26 protein-coding genes are annotated in these 23,266 nt (G+C 69.9%); 19 read left to right on the top strand and 7 right to left on the bottom strand.

The genetic code is table 11. The features are described 5' to 3' along the window. Positions 1 to 39: 39 nt before the first annotated feature. From kdsA to truD, 8 genes are all read left to right on the top strand, one after another. Positions 40 to 870: a 3-deoxy-8-phosphooctulonate synthase gene (gene kdsA / locus FHR66_RS07090; RefSeq protein ID WP_160964941.1), complete on the top strand. Its 831-nt coding sequence runs from the start codon at positions 40 to 42 to the stop codon at positions 868 to 870. Between the two features lie 76 nt (positions 871 to 946). After that, a complete protein-coding gene (locus tag FHR66_RS07095; protein ID WP_237475226.1) occupies positions 947 to 1,300 on the top strand; it encodes a hypothetical protein in 354 nt (117 codons plus the stop codon). Between the two features lie 87 nt (positions 1,301 to 1,387). Continuing rightward, on the top strand, positions 1,388 to 2,680 hold the full coding sequence (gene eno / locus FHR66_RS07100) for a phosphopyruvate hydratase (RefSeq protein WP_160964939.1): 1,293 nt from the start codon (positions 1,388 to 1,390) through the stop codon (positions 2,678 to 2,680). 3 nt (positions 2,681 to 2,683) lie between these two features. After that, on the top strand, positions 2,684 to 3,040 hold the full coding sequence (ftsB, locus tag FHR66_RS07105) for a cell division protein FtsB (RefSeq protein ID WP_160964937.1): 357 nt from the start codon (positions 2,684 to 2,686) through the stop codon (positions 3,038 to 3,040). Beyond that, entirely contained in the window at positions 3,040 to 3,738 is a 699-nt protein-coding gene (gene ispD, locus FHR66_RS07110) for a 2-C-methyl-D-erythritol 4-phosphate cytidylyltransferase (RefSeq protein WP_160964935.1), read from the top strand. The genes ftsB and ispD overlap by 1 nt, the downstream gene beginning before the upstream one ends. Next, positions 3,738 to 4,208 (top strand): hypothetical protein, encoded by a 471-nt coding sequence (locus FHR66_RS07115; RefSeq protein WP_202394545.1) that lies wholly within the window; start codon positions 3,738 to 3,740, stop codon positions 4,206 to 4,208. The genes ispD and FHR66_RS07115 overlap by 1 nt, the downstream gene beginning before the upstream one ends. Positions 4,209 to 4,246: 38 nt before the next feature. Next, on the top strand, positions 4,247 to 4,750 hold the full coding sequence (gene ispF, locus FHR66_RS07120; protein WP_160964933.1) for a 2-C-methyl-D-erythritol 2,4-cyclodiphosphate synthase: 504 nt from the start codon (positions 4,247 to 4,249) through the stop codon (positions 4,748 to 4,750). Continuing rightward, on the top strand, positions 4,747 to 5,796 hold the full coding sequence (gene truD, locus FHR66_RS07125) for a tRNA pseudouridine(13) synthase TruD (RefSeq protein ID WP_160964931.1): 1,050 nt from the start codon (positions 4,747 to 4,749) through the stop codon (positions 5,794 to 5,796). Before ispF ends, truD begins: the two co-directional genes overlap by 4 nt. Positions 5,797 to 5,824: 28 nt before the next feature. Here the strand turns inward: truD and FHR66_RS07130 are convergent, their stop codons facing one another. The 5 genes from FHR66_RS07130 to FHR66_RS07150 all read right to left on the bottom strand — a co-directional run bounded on the left by FHR66_RS07130 (position 5,825) and on the right by FHR66_RS07150 (position 11,849). Continuing rightward, positions 5,825 to 8,209: a TonB-dependent siderophore receptor gene (locus tag FHR66_RS07130; protein ID WP_343160657.1), complete on the bottom strand. Its 2,385-nt coding sequence runs from the start codon at positions 8,207 to 8,209 to the stop codon at positions 5,825 to 5,827. A gap of 113 nt (positions 8,210 to 8,322) precedes the next feature. Beyond that, a complete protein-coding gene (locus FHR66_RS07135; RefSeq protein ID WP_160964929.1) occupies positions 8,323 to 9,291 on the bottom strand; it encodes a FecR family protein in 969 nt (322 codons plus the stop codon). Further along, positions 9,291 to 9,839 carry a sigma-70 family RNA polymerase sigma factor gene (locus FHR66_RS07140; protein WP_160964927.1) on the bottom strand — a complete coding sequence of 183 codons (549 nt, stop codon included), beginning with the start codon at positions 9,837 to 9,839 and terminating at the stop codon, positions 9,291 to 9,293. Before FHR66_RS07140 ends, FHR66_RS07135 begins: the two co-directional genes overlap by 1 nt. A 48-nt stretch (positions 9,840 to 9,887) precedes the next feature. Continuing rightward, positions 9,888 to 10,958, bottom strand: coding sequence for a DUF535 family protein (locus tag FHR66_RS07145; RefSeq protein WP_160964925.1), 1,071 nt, complete (start codon positions 10,956 to 10,958; stop codon positions 9,888 to 9,890). A gap of 357 nt (positions 10,959 to 11,315) precedes the next feature. Further along, complete coding sequence (locus tag FHR66_RS07150) at positions 11,316 to 11,849, bottom strand: Smr/MutS family protein (protein WP_160964923.1); 534 nt, start codon at positions 11,847 to 11,849, stop codon at positions 11,316 to 11,318. A 225-nt stretch (positions 11,850 to 12,074) separates the two neighbouring features. On the opposite strand from FHR66_RS07150, the gene surE reads away from it, so the two are divergent. Genes surE through FHR66_RS07170 form a run of 4 tightly spaced genes read left to right on the top strand, consistent with a single transcriptional unit; the run spans position 12,075 to position 14,965 of the window. Further along, entirely contained in the window at positions 12,075 to 12,854 is a 780-nt protein-coding gene (surE, locus tag FHR66_RS07155) for a 5'/3'-nucleotidase SurE (protein ID WP_160964921.1), read from the top strand. Next, complete coding sequence (locus FHR66_RS07160) at positions 12,851 to 13,528, top strand: protein-L-isoaspartate(D-aspartate) O-methyltransferase (RefSeq protein ID WP_010341528.1); 678 nt, start codon at positions 12,851 to 12,853, stop codon at positions 13,526 to 13,528. Before surE ends, FHR66_RS07160 begins: the two co-directional genes overlap by 4 nt. A gap of 19 nt (positions 13,529 to 13,547) precedes the next feature. After that, positions 13,548 to 14,162 (top strand): YqaA family protein, encoded by a 615-nt coding sequence (locus tag FHR66_RS07165; RefSeq protein ID WP_160964919.1) that lies wholly within the window; start codon positions 13,548 to 13,550, stop codon positions 14,160 to 14,162. Next, a complete protein-coding gene (locus FHR66_RS07170) occupies positions 14,159 to 14,965 on the top strand; it encodes a peptidoglycan DD-metalloendopeptidase family protein (RefSeq protein ID WP_160964917.1) in 807 nt (268 codons plus the stop codon). The genes FHR66_RS07165 and FHR66_RS07170 overlap by 4 nt, the downstream gene beginning before the upstream one ends. A gap of 338 nt (positions 14,966 to 15,303) precedes the next feature. On the opposite strand, the gene FHR66_RS07175 is transcribed toward FHR66_RS07170, so the two are convergent. Together FHR66_RS07175 and yhbY are read right to left on the bottom strand one after the other, a co-directional pair. Next, positions 15,304 to 15,678: an Mth938-like domain-containing protein gene (locus tag FHR66_RS07175; protein WP_160964915.1), complete on the bottom strand. Its 375-nt coding sequence runs from the start codon at positions 15,676 to 15,678 to the stop codon at positions 15,304 to 15,306. Between the two features lie 19 nt (positions 15,679 to 15,697). After that, entirely contained in the window at positions 15,698 to 16,003 is a 306-nt protein-coding gene (yhbY, locus tag FHR66_RS07180; protein ID WP_160964913.1) for a ribosome assembly RNA-binding protein YhbY, read from the bottom strand. Between the two features lie 66 nt (positions 16,004 to 16,069). On the opposite strand from yhbY, the gene rlmE reads away from it, so the two are divergent. From rlmE to FHR66_RS07215, 7 genes are all read left to right on the top strand, one after another. After that, complete coding sequence (gene rlmE / locus FHR66_RS07185; protein WP_017910618.1) at positions 16,070 to 16,702, top strand: 23S rRNA (uridine(2552)-2'-O)-methyltransferase RlmE; 633 nt, start codon at positions 16,070 to 16,072, stop codon at positions 16,700 to 16,702. A 71-nt stretch (positions 16,703 to 16,773) separates the two neighbouring features. Then, positions 16,774 to 18,711, top strand: coding sequence for an ATP-dependent zinc metalloprotease FtsH (ftsH, locus tag FHR66_RS07190; RefSeq protein ID WP_160964911.1), 1,938 nt, complete (start codon positions 16,774 to 16,776; stop codon positions 18,709 to 18,711). A 280-nt stretch (positions 18,712 to 18,991) separates the two neighbouring features. Then, positions 18,992 to 19,894 carry a dihydropteroate synthase gene (folP, locus tag FHR66_RS07195; protein ID WP_160964909.1) on the top strand — a complete coding sequence of 301 codons (903 nt, stop codon included), beginning with the start codon at positions 18,992 to 18,994 and terminating at the stop codon, positions 19,892 to 19,894. After that, complete coding sequence (gene miaA, locus FHR66_RS07200; protein ID WP_167087611.1) at positions 19,894 to 20,844, top strand: tRNA (adenosine(37)-N6)-dimethylallyltransferase MiaA; 951 nt, start codon at positions 19,894 to 19,896, stop codon at positions 20,842 to 20,844. Before folP ends, miaA begins: the two co-directional genes overlap by 1 nt. 106 nt (positions 20,845 to 20,950) lie before the next feature. Further along, positions 20,951 to 21,226 carry an RNA chaperone Hfq gene (gene hfq / locus FHR66_RS07205; RefSeq protein ID WP_010341316.1) on the top strand — a complete coding sequence of 92 codons (276 nt, stop codon included), beginning with the start codon at positions 20,951 to 20,953 and terminating at the stop codon, positions 21,224 to 21,226. Positions 21,227 to 21,252: 26 nt separating this feature from the next. Continuing rightward, a complete protein-coding gene (hflX, locus tag FHR66_RS07210) occupies positions 21,253 to 22,578 on the top strand; it encodes a ribosome rescue GTPase HflX (RefSeq protein WP_160964905.1) in 1,326 nt (441 codons plus the stop codon). A gap of 160 nt (positions 22,579 to 22,738) precedes the next feature. Then, positions 22,739 to 23,233 carry a CinA family protein gene (locus FHR66_RS07215; protein WP_048489001.1) on the top strand — a complete coding sequence of 165 codons (495 nt, stop codon included), beginning with the start codon at positions 22,739 to 22,741 and terminating at the stop codon, positions 23,231 to 23,233. Positions 23,234 to 23,266 lie beyond the last annotated feature (33 nt).

Below are 23,266 nucleotides of genomic sequence, written 5' to 3' on the forward strand. Positions count from 1 at the left end.
CGCGCCCGACTGGGCGTCGCTCAACCGATAGGTGATCCAATGAAACTGTGTGGCTTCGACGTTGGCCTGGACCAGCCGCTGTTCCTGATCGCCGGCCCGTGCGTGATCGAGTCGATGCAGCTGCAGCTCGACGTCGCCGGCAGGCTCAAGGAGATCACCGGCCGGCTGGGCATCAACTTCATCTTCAAGTCCAGCTTCGACAAGGCCAACCGCACCTCCGGCACCAGCTTCCGCGGCCCCGGCCTGGAAGAAGGGCTGAAGGTGCTGGAGGCGGTGAAGACGCAGATCGGCGTGCCGGTGCTGACCGACGTGCACGAGTACACGCCGATGCACGAGGTGGCGGCGGTGGTGGACGTGCTGCAGACCCCGGCGTTCCTGGTGCGACAGACCGATTTCATCAAGAACGTGTGCGCCGCCGGCAAGCCGGTCAACATCAAGAAGGGCCAGTTCCTGTCGCCTTGGGACATGAAGCCGGTGGTGGACAAGGCCAAGTCCACCGGCAACGAGCAGATCATGGTCTGCGAGCGCGGCGCCAGCTTCGGCTACAACAACCTGGTCAGCGACATGCGCTCGCTGAGCGTGATGCGCGAGACCGGCTGCCCGGTGGTGTTCGACGCTACCCATTCGGTGCAGTTGCCGGGCGGGCAGGGCGGCACTTCCGGTGGCCAGCGCGAGTTCGTGCCGGTGCTGGCGCGCGCGGCGGTGGCCGTGGGCGTGGCCGGCCTGTTCGCCGAGACCCACCCTGATCCGTCCAAGGCGCTGTCCGATGGCCCCAACGCGTGGCCGCTGGACCAGATGGAAGCGTTGCTGGAAACGCTGATGGAATTGGACGCGGTCACCAAGAAGCACGGGTTCTCGCGCTTCGCGTGAGACCCCGGTTGCAGCCGCGGCATCCGTGCGACGCCTGGCGGGAAGTGTCCTGCCGGACGCGTCCTGGCGCAGTGGGATGCAGGTGAACCCGCGCGGCCAGATCCGCTCCCGCTCCTGGGGGCTGTGTGCTTTGCTGCTGTCGCTGCTGGCCTGGGCGGCGTTGGGCGTGGTGCTGTTCGCGTTCAGGCGCGCGATCGGTGCGCCCGGCGACGGCGATCACGGCATCCTGGCCATGCAGCCCTGGATCGTCGGCGGCCTGCTGGTGCTGGCGGTCGCCGCGCTCGGCACCCTGATCGCCGCCGCACTGGGCTGGGCGCTGCGGCGCGGTCGCGTCCTGGCCGGCATCGCCGCCGGCCTGCTGCTGGCGATGCTGGTCCTGATCCTGTTGTTCCTCGGCGGGATCCCGCTGGGCGCGGTGCGCCTTGGCTGATGCGGCATTTGGCAAGCAACGGGCGGCCGGGGATAATCAGTCGGCATTCGTTTCCGCCCCCCTCTTCCTACAGGTAACCGGCCCGCCATGAGTACGATCCGCAGCATCCACGCCCGTGAAATCCTCGACAGCCGCGGCAATCCCACGCTGGAAGCCGATGTCATCCTGGAGGACGGTTCGTTCGGTCGTGCCGCGGTGCCCTCGGGCGCGTCCACCGGCACCAAGGAAGCGGTCGAGCTGCGCGACGGCGACAAGACCCGTTACCTGGGCAAGGGCGTGCGCAAGGCGGTGGAGAACGTCAACACCACCATCGCCGGCGCGCTGAAAGGCTTCGACGCCGCCGACCAGCAGGGCCTGGACCGCCGCCTGATCGACCTGGACGGCACCGAGAACAAGGGCCGCCTCGGCGCCAACGCGCTGCTCGGCGTCTCGCTGGCCAATGCACACGCGCTCGCCGCCTCGCGCAAGCAGCCGCTGTGGCAGTCGCTGGCCGCGGGCAACACCGCCAACCTGGCGCTGCCGGTGCCGATGATGAACATCATCAACGGCGGTGCGCATGCCGACAACAACGTCGATTTCCAGGAATTCATGGTGCTGCCGGTCGGCGCCGCCTCGTTCTCCGAGGCGCTGCGCGCCGGCACCGAGATCTTCCACGCGCTGAAGTCGGTGCTGAAGGGCCACGGCCTGTCCACTGCGGTCGGCGACGAAGGCGGCTTCGCCCCGGACTTCCGCAGCAACGTCGAAGCGCTGGATACCATCCTGGAAGCGATCGGCAAGGCCGGCTACACCGCCGGTGAGGACGTGCTGCTGGGCCTGGACGTGGCCTCCAGCGAGTTCTACGACAACGGCAAGTACCACCTGGTGGGCGAGGGCAAGCGCCTGACCAGCGAGCAGTTCGTCGACTTCCTCGCCGACTGGGCCGCGCAGTACCCGATCGTCAGCATCGAGGACGGCCTGGCCGAGGACGACTGGGCCGGCTGGAAGCTGCTCACCGACCGGATCGGCAGCAAGGTGCAACTGGTCGGCGACGACCTGTTCGTGACCAACCCGAAGATCTTCAAGCAGGGCATCGAGTCCGGCACCGCCAACGCGATCCTGATCAAGGTCAACCAGATCGGCACCCTGACCGAGACCCTGGAAGCCATCGCCATGGCCGACAAGGCCGGCTACGCGGCCATCGTCTCGCATCGTTCCGGCGAGACCGAGGACACCACCATCGCCGACATCGCCGTGGCCACCACCGCCACCCAGATCAAGACCGGCTCGCTGTGCCGCAGCGATCGCGTGGCCAAGTACAACCAGCTGCTGCGCATCGAGGAAGCGCTCGGCAGCGCCGCGCGCTACGCGGGGCGTGACGCGTTCGTCTCGCTCAAGCGATAAGCCGTGCGCAACTGGCGCTGGCTGCTGCTGGTGCTGGCGGGACTGCTGGCGTGGCTGCAGTACCGCTTCTGGCTCGGTCCGGGGAATTCCGGCGAAGTGCTGGTGCTCGAAAGTCAGGTCGAGCACCAGAAGCGCGACAACGAAGGACTGCAGCAACGCAACGCCGCGCTCGCCGCCGAGGTCAAGGATCTCAAGGACGGCGAGGCGGCGATCGAGGAGCGCGCGCGTAGCGAACTGGGCATGATCAAACCGGGCGAAAAGTTCTACCGCGTGGTCGAAAACGCGCCGGTGCCTCCGGCCTCGGCCGGCACCGTGCCGGGCGAGCAGGCGACGCCCCCCGCGCCGAGCGAGCAACCCTGATGGCCACGGTCTGGGCCGTGGTCCCAGCGGCTGGCCGCGGCACCCGTTTCGGCGGCGCGATGCCCAAGCAGTATTTGCAGGCGGGCGGGCGCACGTTGCTGGCGCATGCATTGGAAGCGCTGCTCGCGCATCCGGCGGTGGCCGGGGCGATGGTCGCGCTGAGCGTGGACGATGCGCAGTGGCCGGGCTGGACCGAACTGGCCGGCAAGCCGGTGCTGACCTGCCTGGGCGCCGGCAGCCGTGCCGGCTCGGTGCTGGCTGCGCTGCACGCCTTGCCGGAGTCGGTGAAGGCGGACGATTTCGTGCTGGTGCACGATGCGGCGCGGCCGAATCTGGCGCTGTCCGACCTGGACCGGCTGCTGGAGGCGGGGCGCGGCGATCCGGTCGGCGCGATCCTGGCCGCGCCGGTACGCGACACGCTCAAGCGCGCCGGCGACGACGGCGGCATCGACCGCACCGAACCACGCGAGCGCCTGTGGCGCGCGCTGACCCCGCAACTGTTCCGGCGCATGCAGCTGAGTCGCGCGTTGGAGCAGGCTGCCGCGGCCGGCGTCGAGGTCACCGACGACGCGATGGCGATGGAGTTGCTGGGACTGCGCCCGCTGCTGGTCGAGGGCGCCGAGGACAATTTCAAGGTCACCACGCCGGCCGACCTGGCGCGGTTCGAGTTCGAACTGTTCCAGCGGCAGAGCGGCTGATGCGGTTCGAAGATGCGGTGGGACAGACCTGGCTGCAGCAGGCCGCGGACGTTGCGATCGCGATCGATGGCGACGACATCCAGCACGAGGCCCAGGCCAACCTGTGGGCGTTCTCGCCACGCGACGCTCGATCCGCGGGGATCGACGTGGCGAGCGTGGCGCGGTTCGTGGATGCGGTCGCCGAGCATCGCCAGGCCACGCTGCGCGCGCAGGGTGCGCCGGCGATGACGTTCTATTGCTGGCACGACGGGCAGGCGCGGCAGCTGCGCTTCAGCCTGGTGTCGTCGGCGCACGGCCGCCTGCCGTTCCGTGCGCCGATCCGGCAGACGCCGTTGCCTGCGATCGCCGAGCGCATCGTCCAGGCCGACTGGCTCAACCCGCGGTGGGGCGCAGCGGACGCGGAAGACGACGCGCTGCCGGCGTCCGAGGCCCTGCCGGTTTACCTGCGCACGCTGCACCCCGGCGTCTGACCGCCAGACAGCGTCGACGCTCCACGAACAGGATTCCCATGTCACACGATTCCCTTTCCGCTCCTCCCTTCCGCATCGGCCAGGGCTACGACGTCCATGCCTTCGGCGAGGGCGACCACATCATGCTCGGCGGCGTCCGTGTGGCGCATGAGCGCGGCGTGCTCGCCCACAGCGATGGCGACGTGGTGATCCACGCCCTCTGCGATGCCTTGCTCGGCGCGCTGGCGTTGGGCGACATCGGCCAGCATTTCCCGCCGTCCGATCCGCGCTGGAAGGGCGCCGACAGCGCGCAGTTCCTCGATCACTGCGTGGGCCTGCTGCATGCGCGCGGCTGGCGCCTGGGCAATGCCGACGTCACCGTGATCTGCGAACGGCCCAAGGTCGGCCCGCACGCGCAGGCGATGCGCGAACGCCTGGCGGCGTTGCTGCAGGTCGAGCTGGACTGCGTCAGCGTCAAGGCAACGACCAGCGAGAGGCTCGGCTTCACCGGCCGCGGCGAAGGCATCGCGGCGCAGGCCGTGGCCCTGTTGGTGGCACTGTGAGCGAGTTGCCGCGCGCGTTCGGCGCCGCGCCGTTGCAGGCGCGCATGCGCGGCAGTGCTGAGGATTTCCAGGTCGACGAGCTGCCCGCGTTCGCGCCCAGCGGCGAGGGCGAGCACCTGTTGCTGACGGTGCGCAAGCGCGGCATGAACACCGCCTTCGCCGCGCGCCGCCTGGCGCAGTGGGCCGGAGTCGCGGAACTGGCGATCGGCTATGCCGGCATGAAGGACCGCCATGCGGTCACTACCCAGCGCTTCTCGGTGCATCTGCCCAAGCGCGTGGCGCCAGCACTGGAGAGCCTGCAGGACGCGGATCTGCAGGTGCTGGAGTCGCACTGGCACAACCGCAAGCTGCCGCGTGGCGCACTGGCCGGCAACGGCTTCGTGCTGGTGCTGCGCGAGGTGCGCGGCGAGCGCGAGGCGATCGATGCGCGACTGGCGCAGATCGCCGCACGCGGGATTCCAAACTGGTTCGGTGAGCAGCGCTTCGGCCGCGACGGCGGCAACGTCGGCGCCGCGCTGGCGATGTTCGGTGGCCGCCGGGTGCGCCGCGAGCAACGCTCGCTGCTGTTGTCCGCGGCCCGTTCGGAGCTGTTCAATCGGGTGCTGGCCGCGCGCGTGGCTGCCGGCAACTGGGACAGCGCGCTGGACGGCGAAGTGTGGATGCTCGATGGCAGCCGCAGCGTGTTCGGTCCGGAGCCGTGGTCGGAGGCGCTGGCCGAACGTCTGCAGCGCTTCGACATCCATCCGTCCGCGCCGCTGTGGGGCGCCGGCGAACTGCGCAGCGCCGAGGCGGCGCGTGCACTGGAACTGGCAGCGCTGGACGAGGCGGTCGCGCTACGCCTGCGTGACGGTCTGGAGCGCGAAGGGCTGAAACAGGAGCGGCGGGCGACGCGCCTGCGTGTGGCGGACCTGCAGTGGCGCTGGCTCGACGGGCAGGGCGACGCGCTGGAGCTGCGCTTCGCGTTGCCGCCGGGCAGCTACGCCACGGCGCTGCTGCACGAACTCGGCCAGGTCGAGGAGGCGCCGCAGGCGTCCACCGAGGCCTGAGCGCGGCACGCAAGTCCTGCGATGCGTGCTAGAACCGGTAGGCGCCGCTCAGGAGCAGGCTGCGGCCATCCGCTAGCGGCACGAAGGTCTCGTCGAACTCGTCGGCATACAGTCGCCGGTCGAAGACGTTGCGCATGCCCACGGTCACGCCCCAGGTCTCGGTGTGGTAGGACACGTTCGCGTCCACGCTGGCCTGCCCTGGGATCTTGAAGTAGCCGCCGGCCAGGCGTCGGCCGAGGGTGTGATCGCGCGCCAGGATGCCGCCGGCCACGCCCCAGCCGCTCCAGCGGCTGTCCTGGAACTGATAACTGCTCCATAGGGTGAAGCGCGTGCGCGGAACGCCGGTGGTGGGCGTGCCGTCGCGCCGGCCGATGCGGGCTAGCGCCAGGCTGCTGCTCAATTCCAGGCCGGGGGCGAGCGCGCCGACGAAATCCAGGTCGAGCCCGTGGTTGCTTTGGCTGTCGATCGGCTTGGCGAAATACGACGGATGCGCAAGCACCAGATCGAAGCTGCGGTCGACGGTGATCTGGTAATACGCGACGTTGAGCCGGGCGCGGTGGTCGAACAGATCGACCTTCGCCCCCACCTCCACCTGTCGCGACAACGCGGGCGGCAGCGGCCGGCCGTTCCTGCCGAGCACCGCGCTCGGCGCGAAGCCGTTCATGGTGCTGGCGTACAGCGACGCCTCCGGGCTCAGCTTGTAGACCACGCCGACGTTGGGCACCCAGCGGCGCCGGCGCAACTGGCGCAGCTTGCCCTTGGCGTCGTAGTTGGAAATCTCGTACGCGGAGCGGCGCAGTGCCAGCAACACGTCCCAGCGTTCGCCCGCGCTGATCTGGTCCTGCAGCAGCAGGCCGCTGCGGCTCGACCAGGGGCTGCCGGGGTAATGCAGGATCCCGCGTTGCGAATGCGGCCAGTGCACCGGCCCTAGCCGCTCGTTGCCGAAGACGTCGTAGCGGTTGCGGTGCATCCGGATGAAGTAATCGCTGCTGCCCAGGCGTGCGCGCGTGTAGTCCACGCCCAGGGTCACGGTCTGCCGCAGCGGCCCGTCGCCGAAGCTGCCGACCAGGTCGTTCTGCACGGTGTAATACGCCGTTTCGTTGCGATAGGCCTCGGCATAGGCACGGACCAGGCCGGTCGGCGAAGGCGACAACATGCCCCAGTTGCGCGCGTCGACCGCCTGGTGCACGTACTGCCCGCGGCTGCGCAGTTGCCAGCGGTCGCTGAGCCGCTGGTCGAACAGGTAGTAGGCGCGCTGGGTACGGTAGGCGGTGTGGTCCTGCGGATTGCCGAGACGCAAGGTCCGGGGCGTCATCGCCGAGACGCGGTTGCGCAGCAGCAGTGCGTGATCGGCGGCCGGCTCGCGGTCGGTCACGCGCTGCATGCCGAGCACCAGACGGTTGTCGTCGCCCTGCCAGGCGATGGACGGCGCCAGGTAGGCGGCGTTGCGTGGGCCGTAGCCCTGCGCCGTGGCATCGGCGTGCTGGCCGGAGACGACGAGCCGGTAGCTCAGCGGCGTGGCGCCGATCGGCCCGGTCGCATCGAGTCCGGCCTGCACGTCGCCGCGGTCGCCGAGGACATAGCTCAGTTCGCGCTGCGGCCTGCGCAGCGGCTGCTTGGTGACGACGTTGATCAGTCCGCTCATGTCGCCGCCGTTGCTGTCGCCGAGGATCGATTCCGGGCCCTTGAGCACCTCGACCCGCTCCACGCCGATCATCGGCGGATAGCCGCCGATCCCGACGAAGCTGTTCGGCATCCCGTCGGTCATGCCGTTGCCGGTGTAGATGCCGCGGATCTTGAACAGCGGCGCGCGCAACGGGTTTTCGATCTGCTGCACGCTGGCCACGTTGCGCAGGGCGTCGGCGACGGTGCGCACCTGTTGCGAGGCCAACAGATGCGGGGCGACCACGTTCACCGACTGCGGCACGGCGATGGAGTCGGCGGCATAGCGCAGCGCGTCGCTGGCGTACGCGGGCACGTCGCCCATGGCGCGCTCGCTCAGCGCCGCGGCATCGACCTGTTCCAGCAGCTTGGGCGGCGTGCCGGCGCGATGCGCATCGGCGGCATCGGCAGGGTCGGCCGGCGCCGGCGCGGCGGGCGTGATGGCCACGGTGTTCGCATCGAGCACGCGGTAGGCGAGGCCGCTCGACTGCAGCAGGTGCTGCAGCGCCGCGTCCGGGGTGAAGACGCCTTGCAGCCCGTCGCTGCGCAGCCCGGCCAGGGTCGGGCTGGCGGTGAGCACCTGCACGTTGGCCTGCTTGCCGTACGCGATCAGCGCCGTGGACAGCGCCTGCGGCGGGATCGAGAAGGCGATCTGCCGTGCCTCGGACGCCGGGGCGGCGAGGGCACGGTTCCAGGGTACGAGCTGCAGTGCCAGGCTGCCGCAGATGATCAGTCGCCTCAGCCCACGCACTGCCCGTCGCCCCCCAGCGGAAGCGCGAATTATGCCATGCGCGGCATCGCCGACACGGTGCAGGGCCGGCGCGGCCACCGCCTCGGCGGGTCCGGGGGAGGGACCCGCATCGCCTAACGGCGGCTCAGCACGATCTCGTCCTTGCCTTGATGCACCTGCAGCGGAAAGACCTGCGGCAAGGCCTCGATCCACTGCGCGGTCGCCCGGGTGTCGACGGTGCCGGTGAAGTTCAGCCGCGCAAGCGCCGGGTCGGCCAGGCGCAGCGGCCGGTCGCTGTAGCGGTTGATTCTGGCGATCACCGTGTCCAGCGGCGTATCGACGAATTCCAGCCGGTGATCGCGCCAGGCGGTGGCCTGCTCCACGTCGATCCGGCTGACCTGCAGGGCCGGCTTGGCCGGATCGTAGGACACCCGCTGCCCGGCCACCGCTTCCAGTCCGCCGCGGCCGTCGGCCGGCACCTGGCCGGCGCCGTAGATGCGGACCCGGCCTTCGGTGACCGTGACCTCGACGCGTTCGCCGTCGCGGCTGACATCGAAGGCGGTGCCCACGTCCAGGATCGACACGCCGCCGGCGTCGACCACGAACGGACGCCCGGCGTGATGCGCCACCTCGAAGAAGGCCTCGCCGGCGATCAGGTCCACGTGGCGCTGCGCGTCGCTGAACCGGGTGCTCAGCCGCGACGCGCCGCCGAGCGCGATCTTCGAGCCGTCTGCCAGCACGATGTCCCGGTGGCGGTTGTTCGCGCTGCTGTAGACCTGGGTGACCGGCGGCGTGCTCAGCTGCCGCCAGGCCAGGGCACCGCCGAGCGCGAGCACGCCCACGCAGGCCGCCACCTGCAGCGGCCGCCAGCGCGAGCGCGGCGGCGCGAACTGGCGTCCCACCTGGTCCCGCGCGGCTGCGTCCAGCGTTGCCAGGTCGCCGCCCAGCGCGTTGATCCGTTCGAACGCCTGCAGATGCCGCGGGTCGGCCGCGGTCCAGTCCAGCCAGCGCGCGATAGTGTCCTCGTTGCCGTCGGGTTCGCGCAGCAGGGTCCACCAGCGGGCGGCGTCCTCGAGGATATGTTGCTCGATGCCGCTGTCCATTACGGAATCTCCGCTTCGTCGAAGCGTTTGCGGCAATGCGCGAGCGCGTTGGCCACATGGTAGCGGACCATCCGTTCGCTCACGTTCATCGCCTTGGCGATCACGCCGAAGTCCTTGCCTTCGATCACGTGCAGCACGAAGGCGCGGCTGGTCTTGGCGGGAAGTTCCTTCAGTGCCCGGGTCAGCTCGCGCAACTGCTCGCTGGCCGTGGCGTGCCGCTCCGGAATCGGCGGTAGCGGCAGGTCGTGCTCCGGCAGCTCCACGGCCGCATGCTCGCGAACCTTGCGCATGCGCAGCCGGTCCACCGCCAGGTTGGAGGCGACATGGAACAGGTAGGCGCGCGGCGATGCCAGCGTGTCCGGGCGCTCAAGCGTCACGATGCGCATGTACGCCTCCTGCGCCACGTCCTGCGCGTCCGCCATCGAGCCGAGCTTGCAGTGCAGGAAGGCGAGCAGGGCGCGGTGATGTTCCTTGAACAACGCGTCGACGTGGTGCGCAGGCGCCTGCTCCGGCGACGGCGCGCCCTCGGTGTGCTCGGCCCGGCTCACGACTGCTGGTGTTCCTGGAAGGAAGCGGCCGCGGCAGTATAGCCAGCCTCACTGGCCGTCACGCGACGCCGCACCGCAGGCGGCCGGCAGCGCCGCGGCCAGCAGACCTTCCGCATGCGCCCGCAACGCCTCGCGGCGGCGAAACGCCGAGCGGTGCTGGCTGGGCACGTCCGCCACGCTCTTGCGTGGTGGTGTCGGCGGCAGTTCGAACCAGCCGTCGGCGCCGGGTGCGGCGCCCTGTTCGGTCCAGAACGCGTCGTAGTCGGCCAGGAACACCTGCCGCTTGCGCTGCAGTGGATGCGCCGCATTGCCGATGGCGCGGATACCGCGCGCACCGATGCGCTCGGCGAAGGCATAGGCCAGCGCCAGCATCAGTTGCTTGGGGCGCAGCCCATGCATCTGCTTGGTGAGTGTCCGCACCACGTCCCGGGCATCGCCGCCGCTGGGGCCTTGCAGGCAGCCGATCAGCACAGTCGGATGGGCGTCGTCACTGGTCACGGTCAGCACCAGGCGATACAGCGGGCGCCGCGCCGTGTCGCTGAGCTGCAGCCACAGTTCGCCCTCGCAACTCATCGGCGCCGGCGGCAGCAGGGACAACGTCAGCGCGCTGCCATCTTGCAATGGCAGCGTCCCCAGGTCCGCTTGGCCTTGCCGGTAGATGGCATCGAACAACGCGGCGGGCAGGCGATCGAGCATCAGTCGATAGTGCTGCCGGAGGTGGCGCAACCGCTCCGCGCTGCTCCAGCGGGTGTTGACGAAACGGTGCAGGTGGCGCTCGAGCAGGCGCGGATCGCGCTCGGCGTAGCCGCGCATCCGCGGGTCGCGGCGCAGTGCGTCGAGGAAACGGCCGTGCTCGGTCGGCATGCTCAATGCACGCAGCAGGTACTTGGCCGCCTTGATCCCGCGCTGCAGGCGGTTGCCGTGCCAGTCGGTCCGCCCCTGAAACGACGCCAGGAACAGCGGCCACCAGCGGGGCGGTGCGGTCGTGCCGCTCGACCGGGACGGCGACGGCGCCGGCCGGGCCAGGGGAGCCGACATCGTTTCGAACGCGGCGGCGCCCGCCGAAACGTCCATCAGATCAGTGGGTTGCAGGAAGAAGTCGGTGGTTGCTTCGGTCACGTTCGGCTCGCAGAGGGGCGGTACTCTCTGACAAGACGTTTCAGCGCGCGAAAATTGAAATGCACCCGTATGGGAAGTGGTCGGTCGTGCAACCGGCGTCCTGGCCCGACCGGGCCGGGGTCGGGCGGGGCGTTGGTGCGCGTGACATCACGTGCATGCGCTGACGTAGGAGCGGCTTCAGCCGCGACGGGGCTTTCCCGTTCACGCCGGTCGCGGCTGAAGCCGCTCCTACACGGGCCTTACAGGTCGGTGCGCGGTGCAGGATTCGCGTAGAGACGATCCGGCGCCCGCGATCTTGGCCGGTGCGTAGTTTGCTTCCCCGGGCCGAGCGCCTTTATGCCCGGGACTGCGTGCCGCTCAGCGCCGCGCCAGCAGCACCAGCATCGCGCCGGTGCCGCCTTGCGCGGTCGGCGCCGAATGGAAGGCCAGCACGTCGTTGCGCTGGCGCAGCAGGCGGTCCACCAGGTTCTTCAGCAGCGGCACGCCCCCCGATTGCAGGCCCTTGCCGTGCACGATCCGCACGCAGCCGAACTCGTGCGCGTGCGCCTCGGCCAGGAACTGGCGCAGCAGCGCCTCGGCCTGCGCCGCAGTGGCGCCGTGCAGGTCCAGTTCGTCCTGGGCCGAGAACTGGCCCTTGCGCAGGCGCTGGAACACCCGTGCCGGCAGGTGCTCGCGCCGGTAGCTGGCGACATCGCCGGCTTCCAGCGGTGCGGCATCGCGCAGCAGGCGCTGGAATTCGCCCTGCGCCTCGGCGTCGTCGCGCTCGGCCATGCGCGCGCGCGGCTTGGGGCGCGGCTTGGCATTGGCTGGCGGCGTCGCGTTGAGCGGGGCCACCTTGCCGATGGCCGCGCGGAACAGCGCGGCGGGGTCTTCGTCGTCGGAATGCGCCATGCGCACAGCTTAGAACGTGCCGCACGGTTTGAGGTGAGTGCGGCGTCGTCGCCAGCACCTGCACGTCGGGTGCCGCAGCCTTGCCTGCGCGCAGTAGTCGCGTCGGGATCGCCAAGCGCTACGCCTACAGCGTCCCGCGCGAAGGTCAACGCCGCGAGCGCCGGCCCGCCGTCAGCGACCTGACCGGACGCATCCGGTATCATGCACCGGTTTTCGAGGAGCACCATGCGCGTATTAGTGAGCAACGACGACGGCGTCGACGCCCCCGGCATTCGCATGCTGGCCGAGCAGTTGCGCGGCGCCGGCCACGAAGTGACCGTGGTCGCACCCGACCGCGACCGGTCCGGCGCCAGCAATTCGCTGACCCTGGATCTGCCGATCCGGCTCAAGCGCATCGACCATTACACCTGCAGCGTCGCCGGTACCCCGACCGATTGCGTGCATCTGGCGCTCACCGGCATGCTGGAGTTCGATCCGGACATCGTGGTCTCCGGCATCAACAATTCCGCCAATCTCGGCGACGACGTGATCTACTCCGGCACCGTCTCGGCGGCGATGGAAGGCCGCTTCCTCGGCCTGCCCGCGGTGGCGGTGTCGCTGGTCACCCACAACCACGAACCCAAGCATTTCCAGACCGCCGCGCGCGCGGCGGTGGAGATCGTGGCGCAGCTCAAGGCCGATCCGCTGCCCGCCGACACCATCCTCAACGTCAACGTGCCCGACCTGCCGTGGCAGGAGATCAAGGGCTTCGAGGTCACCCGGCTCGGCAATCGCCACCGCTCCGAACCCTGCCTGCCGCAGACCGACCCGCGCGGCGGCACCGTGTACTGGATCGGCCCGGCCGGGCGCGAGCAGGACGCCGGTCCCGGCACCGACTTCCACGCGGTGCGCACCGGCTTCATCTCGATCACCCCGATCCAGGTCGATCTGACCCGCTACCAGGCATTGGAAAAGGTCGCCAGTTGGGTCGGCGGCCTGACCGCCGCGCTGGACCGCCCGGCATGACCCCGCGGTTGCGCCTGCAGCCGGAGGCCATCGGCATCGGCATGACCTCGCAGCGCGTGCGCGACCGCCTGGTCGAGCGCCTGCGCGAGGCCGGCATTCGCGACGAGAGCGTGCTCAACGCCGTGCGCACCGTGCCGCGGCATCTGTTCATCGACGAGGCGCTTGCCTCGCGCGCCTACGAGGACACCGCGCTGCCGATCGGCCATGGCCAGACCATCTCGCAACCGTGGGTGGTGGCGCGCATGACCGAAACGGTGCTGGAAGCGGCGCCGAAAAAGGTGCTGGAAGTCGGCACCGGCTCCGGCTACCAGGCGGCGATCCTGGCCGCGCTGGGCCTGGAGGTGCATACCGTCGAGCGCATCGGCGACCTGCTGCGGCAGGCGCGCAAGCGCTTCCGCCAGCTCGGCATGAACGTGCGCAGCAAGCACGACGACGGCCGCATCGGCTGGCCCGAGCACGGCCCCTTCGATGCGATCGTGGTCACCGCCGCGGCACCGGCGCTGGTCGATGCCCTGGTCGAGCAGCTGGCCCCGGGTGGCTGCCTGGTGGCGCCGGTCGGCGGCCCGTCCGCGCAATCGCTGATCCGCCTGCGCCGCGCGGCCGACGGCCAGATCGAACAAGACGTCCTGGCGCCGGTGACCTTCGTCCCGTTGCTGTCGGGCATGCTGGATTGACCTTTCGGAGCCGCACTGGATGAAGATTTTCGGGCCGTTGTACGAACGCGCCATCAGTTGGTCGCGGCATCGCCGCGCGCCGGCCCTGCTGACCGGGCTCAGTTTCGCCGAGGCCATCGTGTTCCCGGTGCCGCCGGAGGTGATGCTGGCGCCGATGTCGCTGGCGCAGCCGCGCCGCGCGCTGTGGTTCGCCACACTGAGCCTGGCCGGCTCGCTGGCCGGCGCGGTGATCGGCTACCTGCTCGGTCATTTCGCCTTCGCCGCGGTGCAGCCGCTGATCGAATGGCTGGGCTGGACGCAGAAGATCGATGCGCAGGTGAACCACCTGCGCGAGGTCATCGCCGAGTCGCCGTGGCGCGCCTTCTGGCTGCTGGTGCTGGCCGGTTTCACCCCGATCCCGCTGAAGATATTCACCTGGGCCTCAGGCATCGTGGGAGTGCCGCTGCTACCGTTCCTGGCGAGCATGCTGGTGGGGCGCGGCAAGCGCGTGTACCTGGTGGCCGGGGCGATCCGCCTCGGCGGGCCGCGCGCGGAAGCCGCGTTGCGCCGCTGGATCGAGCCGCTCGGCTGGGTCGCCTCGGCGATCCTGGCGTTGCTGGTGGTGTGGGTCATATGGAGAGCGAAGGTCGGATGAGCGTCGATCGGGTGGTGCGGAACGGCCTGCGTTGCGGCCTGGGTATGCTGGTCGCAGTGGCGCTCGGCGCCTGCAGCAGCGCCACGGTGGTACGCACGCCCGGCGGTACTCCCGTGCGCGGCAGCGCTGCAGCTTCGGCGCCGCGGGTCTCCGTGCCCAAGCCCGGCGTCAGCGCCACCGTGCGCCGCGGCGACACGCTGTACGCGATCGCCCGCGCCAACAACATCACGCCGCAGGACCTGGCGGGTTGGAACGGCCTGCAGCCGCCGTACACCATCTATCCGGGGCAGTCGCTGAAGCTGTATCCGCCGGGCGGGGCAGTGGCCGCACGACCGGGTAGCGGTCCGGTGACGCCGCCGCCGACATCCGGCGCTGGTGCTGGCGCCGCGGCCCGGCCGCAGGCTGTGCCGGCCCCGGCGCCGGTCAGCAGCGGCTTCTCCTGGCGTTGGCCGGCCGATGGCGTGGTGGTCAGCCGCTTCGTCGGCGGCGAGGCGACCAAGCAGGGCATCGACATCGGCGGCAGCAACGGCGAAGCGGTGCGCGCCGCGGCCGACGGCGTGGTGGTCTATTCCGGCGCCGGCCTGGTCGGCTATGGCGAACTGATCATCGTCAAGCACAACGAACAGTGGCTGTCGGCCTATGGTCACAACCGCAAGCGCCTGGTCAACGAGGGCCAGAACGTCAAGGCCGGCCAGCAGATCGCCGAGATGGGCCACAGCGGCGCGGCCCGCGACATGTTGCACTTCGAGATCCGCTACAACGGCAAGCCGGTCGACCCGCTGCTGTATCTGCCGCCGAAGTAACCGGCCGCGTTGTTACGTGGGTGGATACCCGGCCCGGCGCAGCGCGCGTACGCAATCTGTGGTGCGTTTGTAGGAGCGGCTTCAGCCGCGACCGGAGGCGCCGAGGAATGTCCGGTCGCGGCTGAAGCCGCTCCTACCCAGCGAATGTCGGCTGAGGGCTTCGATCACGCATGCGCCACGACGGCGACACCGGGCGAGCAGGACATTCACCGCGGCGCGTCAATCTTGTCCTTGTAGGAGCGACCGCGCCGTCGGCGACGTCCGCTTGCGGCTCAAGCAGCCCAGATGAAAGCACGGCAGCGGACTGCGTGGGCCGCAGTCCACAGGCATGCTCCGCCTCAACCTTCGAGCAGGAACCCGACCGCCACGCGCCGGCCTTCGGCGGCCAGGACGTTGTAGGTGCGCGCCGCGGCGGCGTTGTTCATCACCTCGATGCCGATGCCGCGGGTCAGGAACAGCGCCATCACCGCCGCGGCCGGAAACACCTGGCGTTCGCCGGTGCCGAGGATCACCAGGGCCGGGTTGAGTTCCAGCAGCGGTTGCAGATGCTGCGGCTGCAGGTCGCCGGCCGGTAGTGCCTGCCAGTCCTCGACCAGGGTATCCGGTGCAAGGATGAAGCTGCGCGTCAGCAGCCGGTCGTTCACCTTGGCCTGGCGGCCGTCGGCCATGCGCAGGGCGTAGGCGTAGTCGGGCAGGTCCTGGGTCAGTTGCATGGGGTCACCGGAGGCGCGCTCAGGCGCGCGGCAGCACGATCTGCCGGTCTTCCTTGGCCGGGCGATACAGGATCGCGGTGTGGCCGATCCGCTGCACCAGCGCGCTGTGCGACTGCTCCACCAGGCTGCCGATGGCGGCGTCGCGGGCCTCGCGGTCGTCGCCGCCGACCTTCACCTTGACCAGTTCGTGGCGCTCCAGCACCTCGTCCAGTTCGGCCAGGAAGGCCGGGGTGACGCCCTTGCTGCCGATCTGCAACAGGGGTTTGAGGTCGTGGGCCAGGCCGCGCAGGAAGCGGTTCTGGGCCGAGGTCAGGCTGATCGACATGCAGGTGGGAGCAGGGTTGGCAAGGGCGATCAGGGTATCATGGCTGCCCCTTCCGACCGTGCGTCCATGGCCACCCGCAGCAAAAGCAGCCAACGCTGGCTCCGCGAACATTTCGCCGATCCCTTCGTGAAGAAGGCCCAGGCCGAAGGCATGCGCTCGCGCGCGGCTTACAAGCTGGAGGAGCTGCTGCAGCGCGACAGGCTGCTGAAGCCGGACATGGTGGTGGTCGATCTGGGCGCCGCCCCGGGTGGCTGGTCGCAGCAGGTGCGCAAGTCGATGGGCGACCGCGGCCGGGTGCTGGCCCTGGACATCCTGGAGATGCCGCCGCTGGCCGGCGTGGAGTTCCTTCACGGTGACTTCAGGGAGGACGCGGTGCTATCGCAGTTCGAGGCCATGCTGGGCGATACCCCGGTAGACCTTGTGCTGTCGGATATGGCCCCCAATAAGAGCGGAATGGATGCGGTCGACCAGCCGCGGATGATGCATCTGGCGGAATTGGCGATGGCGTTCGCCGACAGCCACCTGAAGCCGAATGGTGCGTTCCTGATCAAGCTGTTCCAGGGCGTGGGGTTCGACGACTACATCCGCGACATGCGCCGCCGCTATGAGAAGGTGACCATTCGCAAGCCGGCCGCGTCGCGCAAGCGCTCGCCGGAGGTCTACGCCCTCGGACAGGGCAAGCGCGCCCAGATCAAGTAAGCTGAACGCAAGGCTGAATCCGCAATGCCACGCATCGAGACAGAGTTGAAGGGACACCGGAGCCAATGAGGATGAACGACTTGACCAAGAATCTGCTGTTGTGGGTAGTCGTCGCCGTCGTGCTGATGGTGGTGTTCCAGAGCTTCTCGCCGCGTCTCGCGGGTGGCCCGGGCAGCGACACCGTGACCTACACGCAGTTCCTGAAGGACGTGGACGCCGGGCGGGTGAAGTCGGTCGACTTCACCGACGACACCGGGCAGTCGGTCACCGCGATCCGCTTCAAGCGCACCGACAACAGCGAGGGCACGGTCTACGGGCCGCGCGACGACAAGCTGGTCGACGTGCTGTACAGCAAGAACGTGGAGATGACCCGGCAGAAGCCGGCCAACGGCCCGGGCTTCTGGTCGCTGGTGCTGAACTTCCTGCCGGTCATCCTGATCATCGGCTTCTGGCTGTTCATCATGCGCCAGATGCAGGGCGGTGGCGGCGGTGCCAAGGGCGCGATGTCCTTCGGCAAGTCGCGGGCCAAGCTGCAGGGCGAAGACCAGATCAAGATCACCTTCGCCGACGTCGCTGGTTGCGACGAGGCCAAGGAAGAAGTCGGCGAACTGGTCGACTTCCTGCGCGACCCGACCAAGTTCACCAAGCTCGGCGGCAAGATCCCGCGCGGCGTGCTGATGGTCGGCCCGCCGGGAACCGGCAAGACCCTGCTGGCCAAGGCCATCGCCGGCGAGGCCAAGGTGCCGTTCTTCAGCATCTCCGGTTCGGATTTCGTGGAAATGTTCGTCGGCGTCGGCGCCAGCCGCGTGCGCGACATGTTCGAACAGGCCAAGAAGCACGCGCCGTGCATCATCTTCATCGACGAAATCGATGCGGTCGGCCGTCACCGCGGCGCCGGCCTGGGCGGCGGCCATGACGAGCGCGAGCAGACCCTCAACCAGCTGCTGGTGGAGATGGACGGCTTCGAAGGCGGCGAGGGCGTGATCGTGATCGCCGCGACCAACCGTCCGGACGTGCTGGATCCTGCGCTGCTGCGCCCGGGCCGTTTCGACCGTCAGGTCGTGGTGGGCCTGCCGGACGTGCGCGGCCGCGAGCAGATCCTCAAGGTGCACATGCGCAAGCTGCCGCTGGCCGACGACATCGAGCCGATGGTGATCGCGCGCGGCACGCCGGGCTTCTCCGGCGCCGACCTGGCCAACCTGTGCAACGAGGCGGCCCTGTTCGCCGCGCGCGAGTCGGTCAAGGAAGTGCGCATGGACCACTTCGACCGCGCCCGCGACAAGATCCTGATGGGCGCCGAGCGCCGCTCGATGGCGATGAGCGAGGACGAGAAGACGCTCACCGCCTATCACGAGGCCGGCCACGCCATCGTCGGCCGGCTGGTGCCCGAGCACGACCCGGTCTACAAGGTCACGATCATCCCGCGCGGCCGCGCGCTGGGCGTGACCATGTACCTGCCGGAAGGCGACAAGTACTCGATGAACCGCGTGGCGATCGAGTCGCAGCTGTGCTCGCTGTACGGCGGCCGCGTCGCCGAAGAGCTGATCTTCGGCACCGACAAGGTCACCACCGGCGCGTCCAACGACATCGAGCGTGCGACCAAGATGGCGCGCAACATGGTCACCAAGTGGGGCCTGTCCGACGAGTTGGGGCCGATCGCCTACGGCGAGGAGGACGACGAAGTGTTCCTGGGCCGTTCGGTGACCCAGCACAAGAGCGTCTCCGACGACACCGCGCGTCGCATCGATGAAGTGGTGCGGTCGATCCTCGACAAGGCGTATGCGAAGACCACGCAGATCCTCACCGAGAATCTGGACAAGCTGCACGTGATGGCTAAGTTGCTGCTGGAGTACGAGACCATCGACGTGCCGCAGATCGACGCGATCATGGAAGGCCGCGATCCGCCGCCGCCGATGGGCTGGAACAGGTCCGGCAAGGACGGCGGCAATAACGACAAGGGCAGTTCGCGTCCGCTGCCGCCGATCGCCGGGCCTGCCGAGCAGGTGTAAGCGCGTCGGTGCTTCAAGCACGGAAAAGCCAGGGAGCGATCCCTGGCTTTTTTGTTGGCAGCGGTGCGGGGCCGATCGCATCGGCCCATGCCGATTCGCCGCCTGCGCGCGCGTGGGCGACAATGGCGCTGCGCTGGCCGCAGCTCGTCGCGTCGATGCGATGTGCGTGCCGCGGAAATGCCGTCGCATGCATCCGCCGCCCTGCGTGTGCGGCGGATGCAGCATGGCGCTGCCAGCGCCGTCCCGCCGCCTGCCACGGCCACCACCAGGAGACCCGCCGATGTTCGACACCTCGCCCAGCCTGCAGTGCGGCGCCCACCGGCTCGTGCTCGATCGCCCACGGGTGATGGGCATCGTCAACGTCACCCCGGATTCGTTCTCCGACGGCGGCGCGCATGCCAGCGTGGATGCGGCGGTGGCGCACGGCCTACGCCTGGCCGCGGAGGGTGCCGACCTGCTGGACATCGGCGGCGAGTCGACCCGCCCGGGCGCGACGCCGGTGCCGGTGGAAGAGGAACTGCGGCGGGTGATCCCGGTGATCGAGCGGCTGGCCGCGCAGACCGCGTTGCCGCTGAGCGTGGATAGCTTCAAGCCGGAGGTGATGCGCGCCGCGGTCGCCGCCGGCGCCGGCATGATCAACGACGTGCAGGCGCTGCGGCAGCCCGGCGCGCTGGACGTTGCCGCGGAACTCGGGGTACCGGTGGTGCTGATGCATATGCCCGCCGATGCCTACGCTGCCGGCAGCGCGCCCGGCTACGACGACGTGGTCGGCGAGGTGCACCGGTTCCTGGCCGAGCGCATCTTCGCTGCGGAGATGGCTGGCATCGACAAGCGGCGTCTTGTGGTCGATCCGGGCTTCGGCTTCGGCAAGAGCACCGCCGACAACCTGCAGCTACTGGCGCAGTTGGCGCGGCTGGTCGAGTTGGGCGTGCCGGTGCTGGCCGGCCTGTCGCGCAAGCGCAGCATCGGCGAGCTGACCGGGCGCGAGGCGCCGGAGCAGCGGGTGGCCGGCTCGGTCGCCGCGCATCTGCTGGCCGCGCAACGCGGCGCCATGCTGCTGCGCGTGCACGACGTCGCCGCCACCGTCGACGCGCTGAAGGTCTGGCAGGCACTGCAGGCGGTGCCGTTGCCGCGTGCGGCCACATCGTCCCCGGCGACGATCCGCTGGCCGGACGAGGACTGATGGCGGCCGACCGGCGCCCGCGCGCGATCGCATTGATGGGCCCGACCGCCTCGGGCAAGACCGCCGCGGCGATCGCCCTGGCCGAACGCTGCGGCGGCGAGATCGTCAGCGTCGATTCGGCGCTGGTCTACCGCGGCCTGGACATCGGCGCGGCCAAGCCCGATGCGGCCGAGCGCGCGCGGGTGCCGCACCATCTGCTGGACCTGCGCGATCCCTGGCAGGCCTATTCGGCGGCCGAGTTCGCCGCCGACGCGCGCGCTGCGCTGGAGGCGATCGTCGCCCGCGGCCGCCTGCCGATCCTGGCCGGCGGCACCGGCCTGTACTTCCAGGCGCTGCTGGAGGGGCTGGCGCCGATGCCGGCGGCCGACCCGCAGGTGCGTGCGGCGTTGGTTGCGCAGGCCCAGGCCGAAGGCTGGGCGGCGCTGCACGCGGAACTGCAGCGGATCGACCCGCTGGCCGCGCAGCGGATCCGTCCTGGCGACGCCCAGCGCATCCAGCGTGCGCTGGAGGTGTACCGGCTCAGCGGCCGGCCGATCAGTGCATGGCAGGCAGATCCGGGCCCGCCGCGGCTGCCGCTGCGGGTGCTGAAACTGGTGCTGGCGCCGGCCGATCGCGCCGTGCTGCATGGACGCATCGAAGCCCGCTTCGACGCGATGCTGGGGCAGGGCTTCCTCGACGAAGTGCGCGCCTTGCGTACGCTGCCCGGGATGCAGGCGGTGGCGCAGCCGCTGGAATTGCCGGCGGTGCGCGCGGTCGGCTACCGCCAGGCCTGGGAGTACCTGGACGGCGTTGGCGATGCGGCCGACTTCCGCGCCCGCGCCATCGCCGCCACCCGGCAGCTGGCCAAGCGTCAGCTCACCTGGCTGCGCGGCGAGCAGGACGCGCGCTGGTTCGACCCCGCTCGCGACGCCGGGCACCTGCGGGCCGCGCTGGACGACTTCCTCGGCTGATCGGCGCCGCTGGCGCCCGCGGTTGTGTACCATCGACGTTCCGGACCACGGCAGGGGAGCTGCAGTGCCGTCCCGGACCATAAAAACAATAATTTGGGAGTCAAGCATGTCCAAGGGGCAATCCTTGCAGGATCCTTTCCTCAACGCGTTGCGTCGCGAACGGGTCCCTGTCTCGGTGTATCTGGTCAACGGCATCAAGCTGCAGGGCACGATCGAGTCGTTCGATCAGTTCGTGGTCCTGCTGCGCAATACCGTCAGCCAGATGGTCTACAAACACGCCATTTCCACCGTGGTGCCGGCGCGCAACGTGCGCGTGGGGCCCGGCGGCGGTTATGTGCAGCAGAACGAAGGTGGCAGTGCGGGTGATGATGAAGTCGAGTAGTTCGGTGGCCAAGCGCGGAGCCGCGGGTGTTTGATCGGTCACGCCGCGGCGAACACGCACTGCTGATCCAGCCCTACGCGGGCGGCCCATTGGAAGACGATGTGCTGGAGGAGTTCGCCGACCTGGCGCGCTCGGCCGGTGCCAGCATCGCCGCCACCGTGACCGCGCGCATCGACAAGCCGAGTCCGGCGACGCTGATCGGCAGCGGCAAGCTGGAGGAGGTCAAGGCCGCCGCCGACGCCAGCGGCGCGGATCTGGTGCTGGTCAACCACGCGCTCAGTCCCGGCCAGGAGCGCAACCTGGAGAAGCTCCTGGAGCGGCGCGTGCTCGATCGCACCGGGCTGATCCTGGACATCTTCGCCCAGCGCGCGCGCAGCCACGAAGGCAAGCTGCAGGTCGAACTCGCCCAGTTGCGGCACATGGCCACGCGCCTGGTGCGCGGCTGGACCCACCTGGAGCGCCAGCGCGGCGGCTCGATCGGCCTGCGCGGCCCCGGCGAAACCCAGCTCGAAACCGACCGCCGCCTGCTGCAGAAGCGGGTGGAGCAGTTGCAGAAGCGGCTGGAGAAGGTCGAGGTGCAGCACACCCAGATGCGCCGTGCACGCGTGCGCAGCGAACTGCCGCGGATCGCGGTGGTGGGCTATACCAACGCCGGCAAGTCGACCCTGTTCAATGCGCTGACCGGCGCCGAGGCCTACGCCGCCGACCAGTTGTTCGCGACCCTGGACCCGACCGTGCGGCGCATCGCGCTGCCCGGCGGCAATGCGATGCTGGCCGATACGGTCGGCTTCGTGCGCAACCTGCCGCACGAACTGGTGGCGGCGTTCCGCTCGACCCTGTCCGAGGCGCGCGAGGCCGATCTGCTGCTGCACGTGGTCGACGCGGCCGACCCGCTGCGCGAGGAGCGCATCGCCCAGGTCGACGAGGTGCTGCACGCGGTCGGTGCCGGCGAATTGCCGCAGTTGCTGGTGTTCAACAAGATCGACCGCATCGACGGCGCCGAAGTGCGCCACGACGCGCAGGACGGCGTGCCGGACACGGCGCGGCGCGAGCGGGTGTGGATCTCCGCGCGCGACGGGCGCGGCCTGGACCTGCTGCAGCATGTGCTCGGCCAGCGTCTGGGCCTGCGCCACGTGCAGGGCAGCCTGCGCCTGCCGCCCAGCGCCGGACGCTTGCGCTCGCAGTTGCACCAGTTGCAGGTGATCCGCAGCGAGCAGGCCGACGAGGATGGCTGGCTGCTGCAGGTGGACATTCCGATCACCGAGGCCGAGCGCCTGGCCGCCGCCGCCGACGGCGCGCCGATCCGCGCGCTGCTGCCTCCACGCGAGCAGGAGGAGTGGCAACGGCGCTGAGTGTCGCGTCGGCGTCGCCACGGTCGACGCCGACGGGCGGGCCGGCGCGGCAGCGGCCCATGCGCCGCGTTGGCTGACGGCCGGCCATCCGCCGGCGCGCACAGGCGCGACAGCCACGGCGAATTGGGCTACAAAGCGCACTGGTTTCCCGAGCTGTGCCATGACGCTTCCCACCGATTCGGAGTTGTTGCAACAGGCCACCGCGCTCAGCGACCGCTTGCGCACCGCGCGCGAGCGCCTGGTCACCGCCGAAAGCTGCAGCGGCGGCTGGATCGCCAAGGTGATGACCGACGTCGCCGGGTCTTCGGCCTGGTTCGACTGCGGCATCGTCGCCTACAGCTACGAGGCCAAGCAGGCGTTGCTGGGCGTGCGCCCGCAGACGCTGGAGCATCACGGCGCGGTCAGCCGCGAGACGGTGATCGAGATGGTCTCCGGGGCGCTGGTCAATTCCGGCGCCAGCGTCGCGGTCGCGGTGACCGGCATCGCCGGCCCTGGCGGCGGTTCGCCGGACAAGCCGGTCGGCAGCGTGTGGCTGGGCTGGAAGCGCCGTGGCGGCTACGCCAGCGCGCAGTTGTTTCATTTCCCGGGCGACCGCGACGCGGTGCGCCGGCAGACCGTGGCCGCGGCCCTGCGCGGCCTGGACGCGTTGCTGTGATCGTGGCCGCGCGCCTTCCCCGAGGATGAGCGC

The organism is Xanthomonas sp. F4, assembly GCF_011761895.1.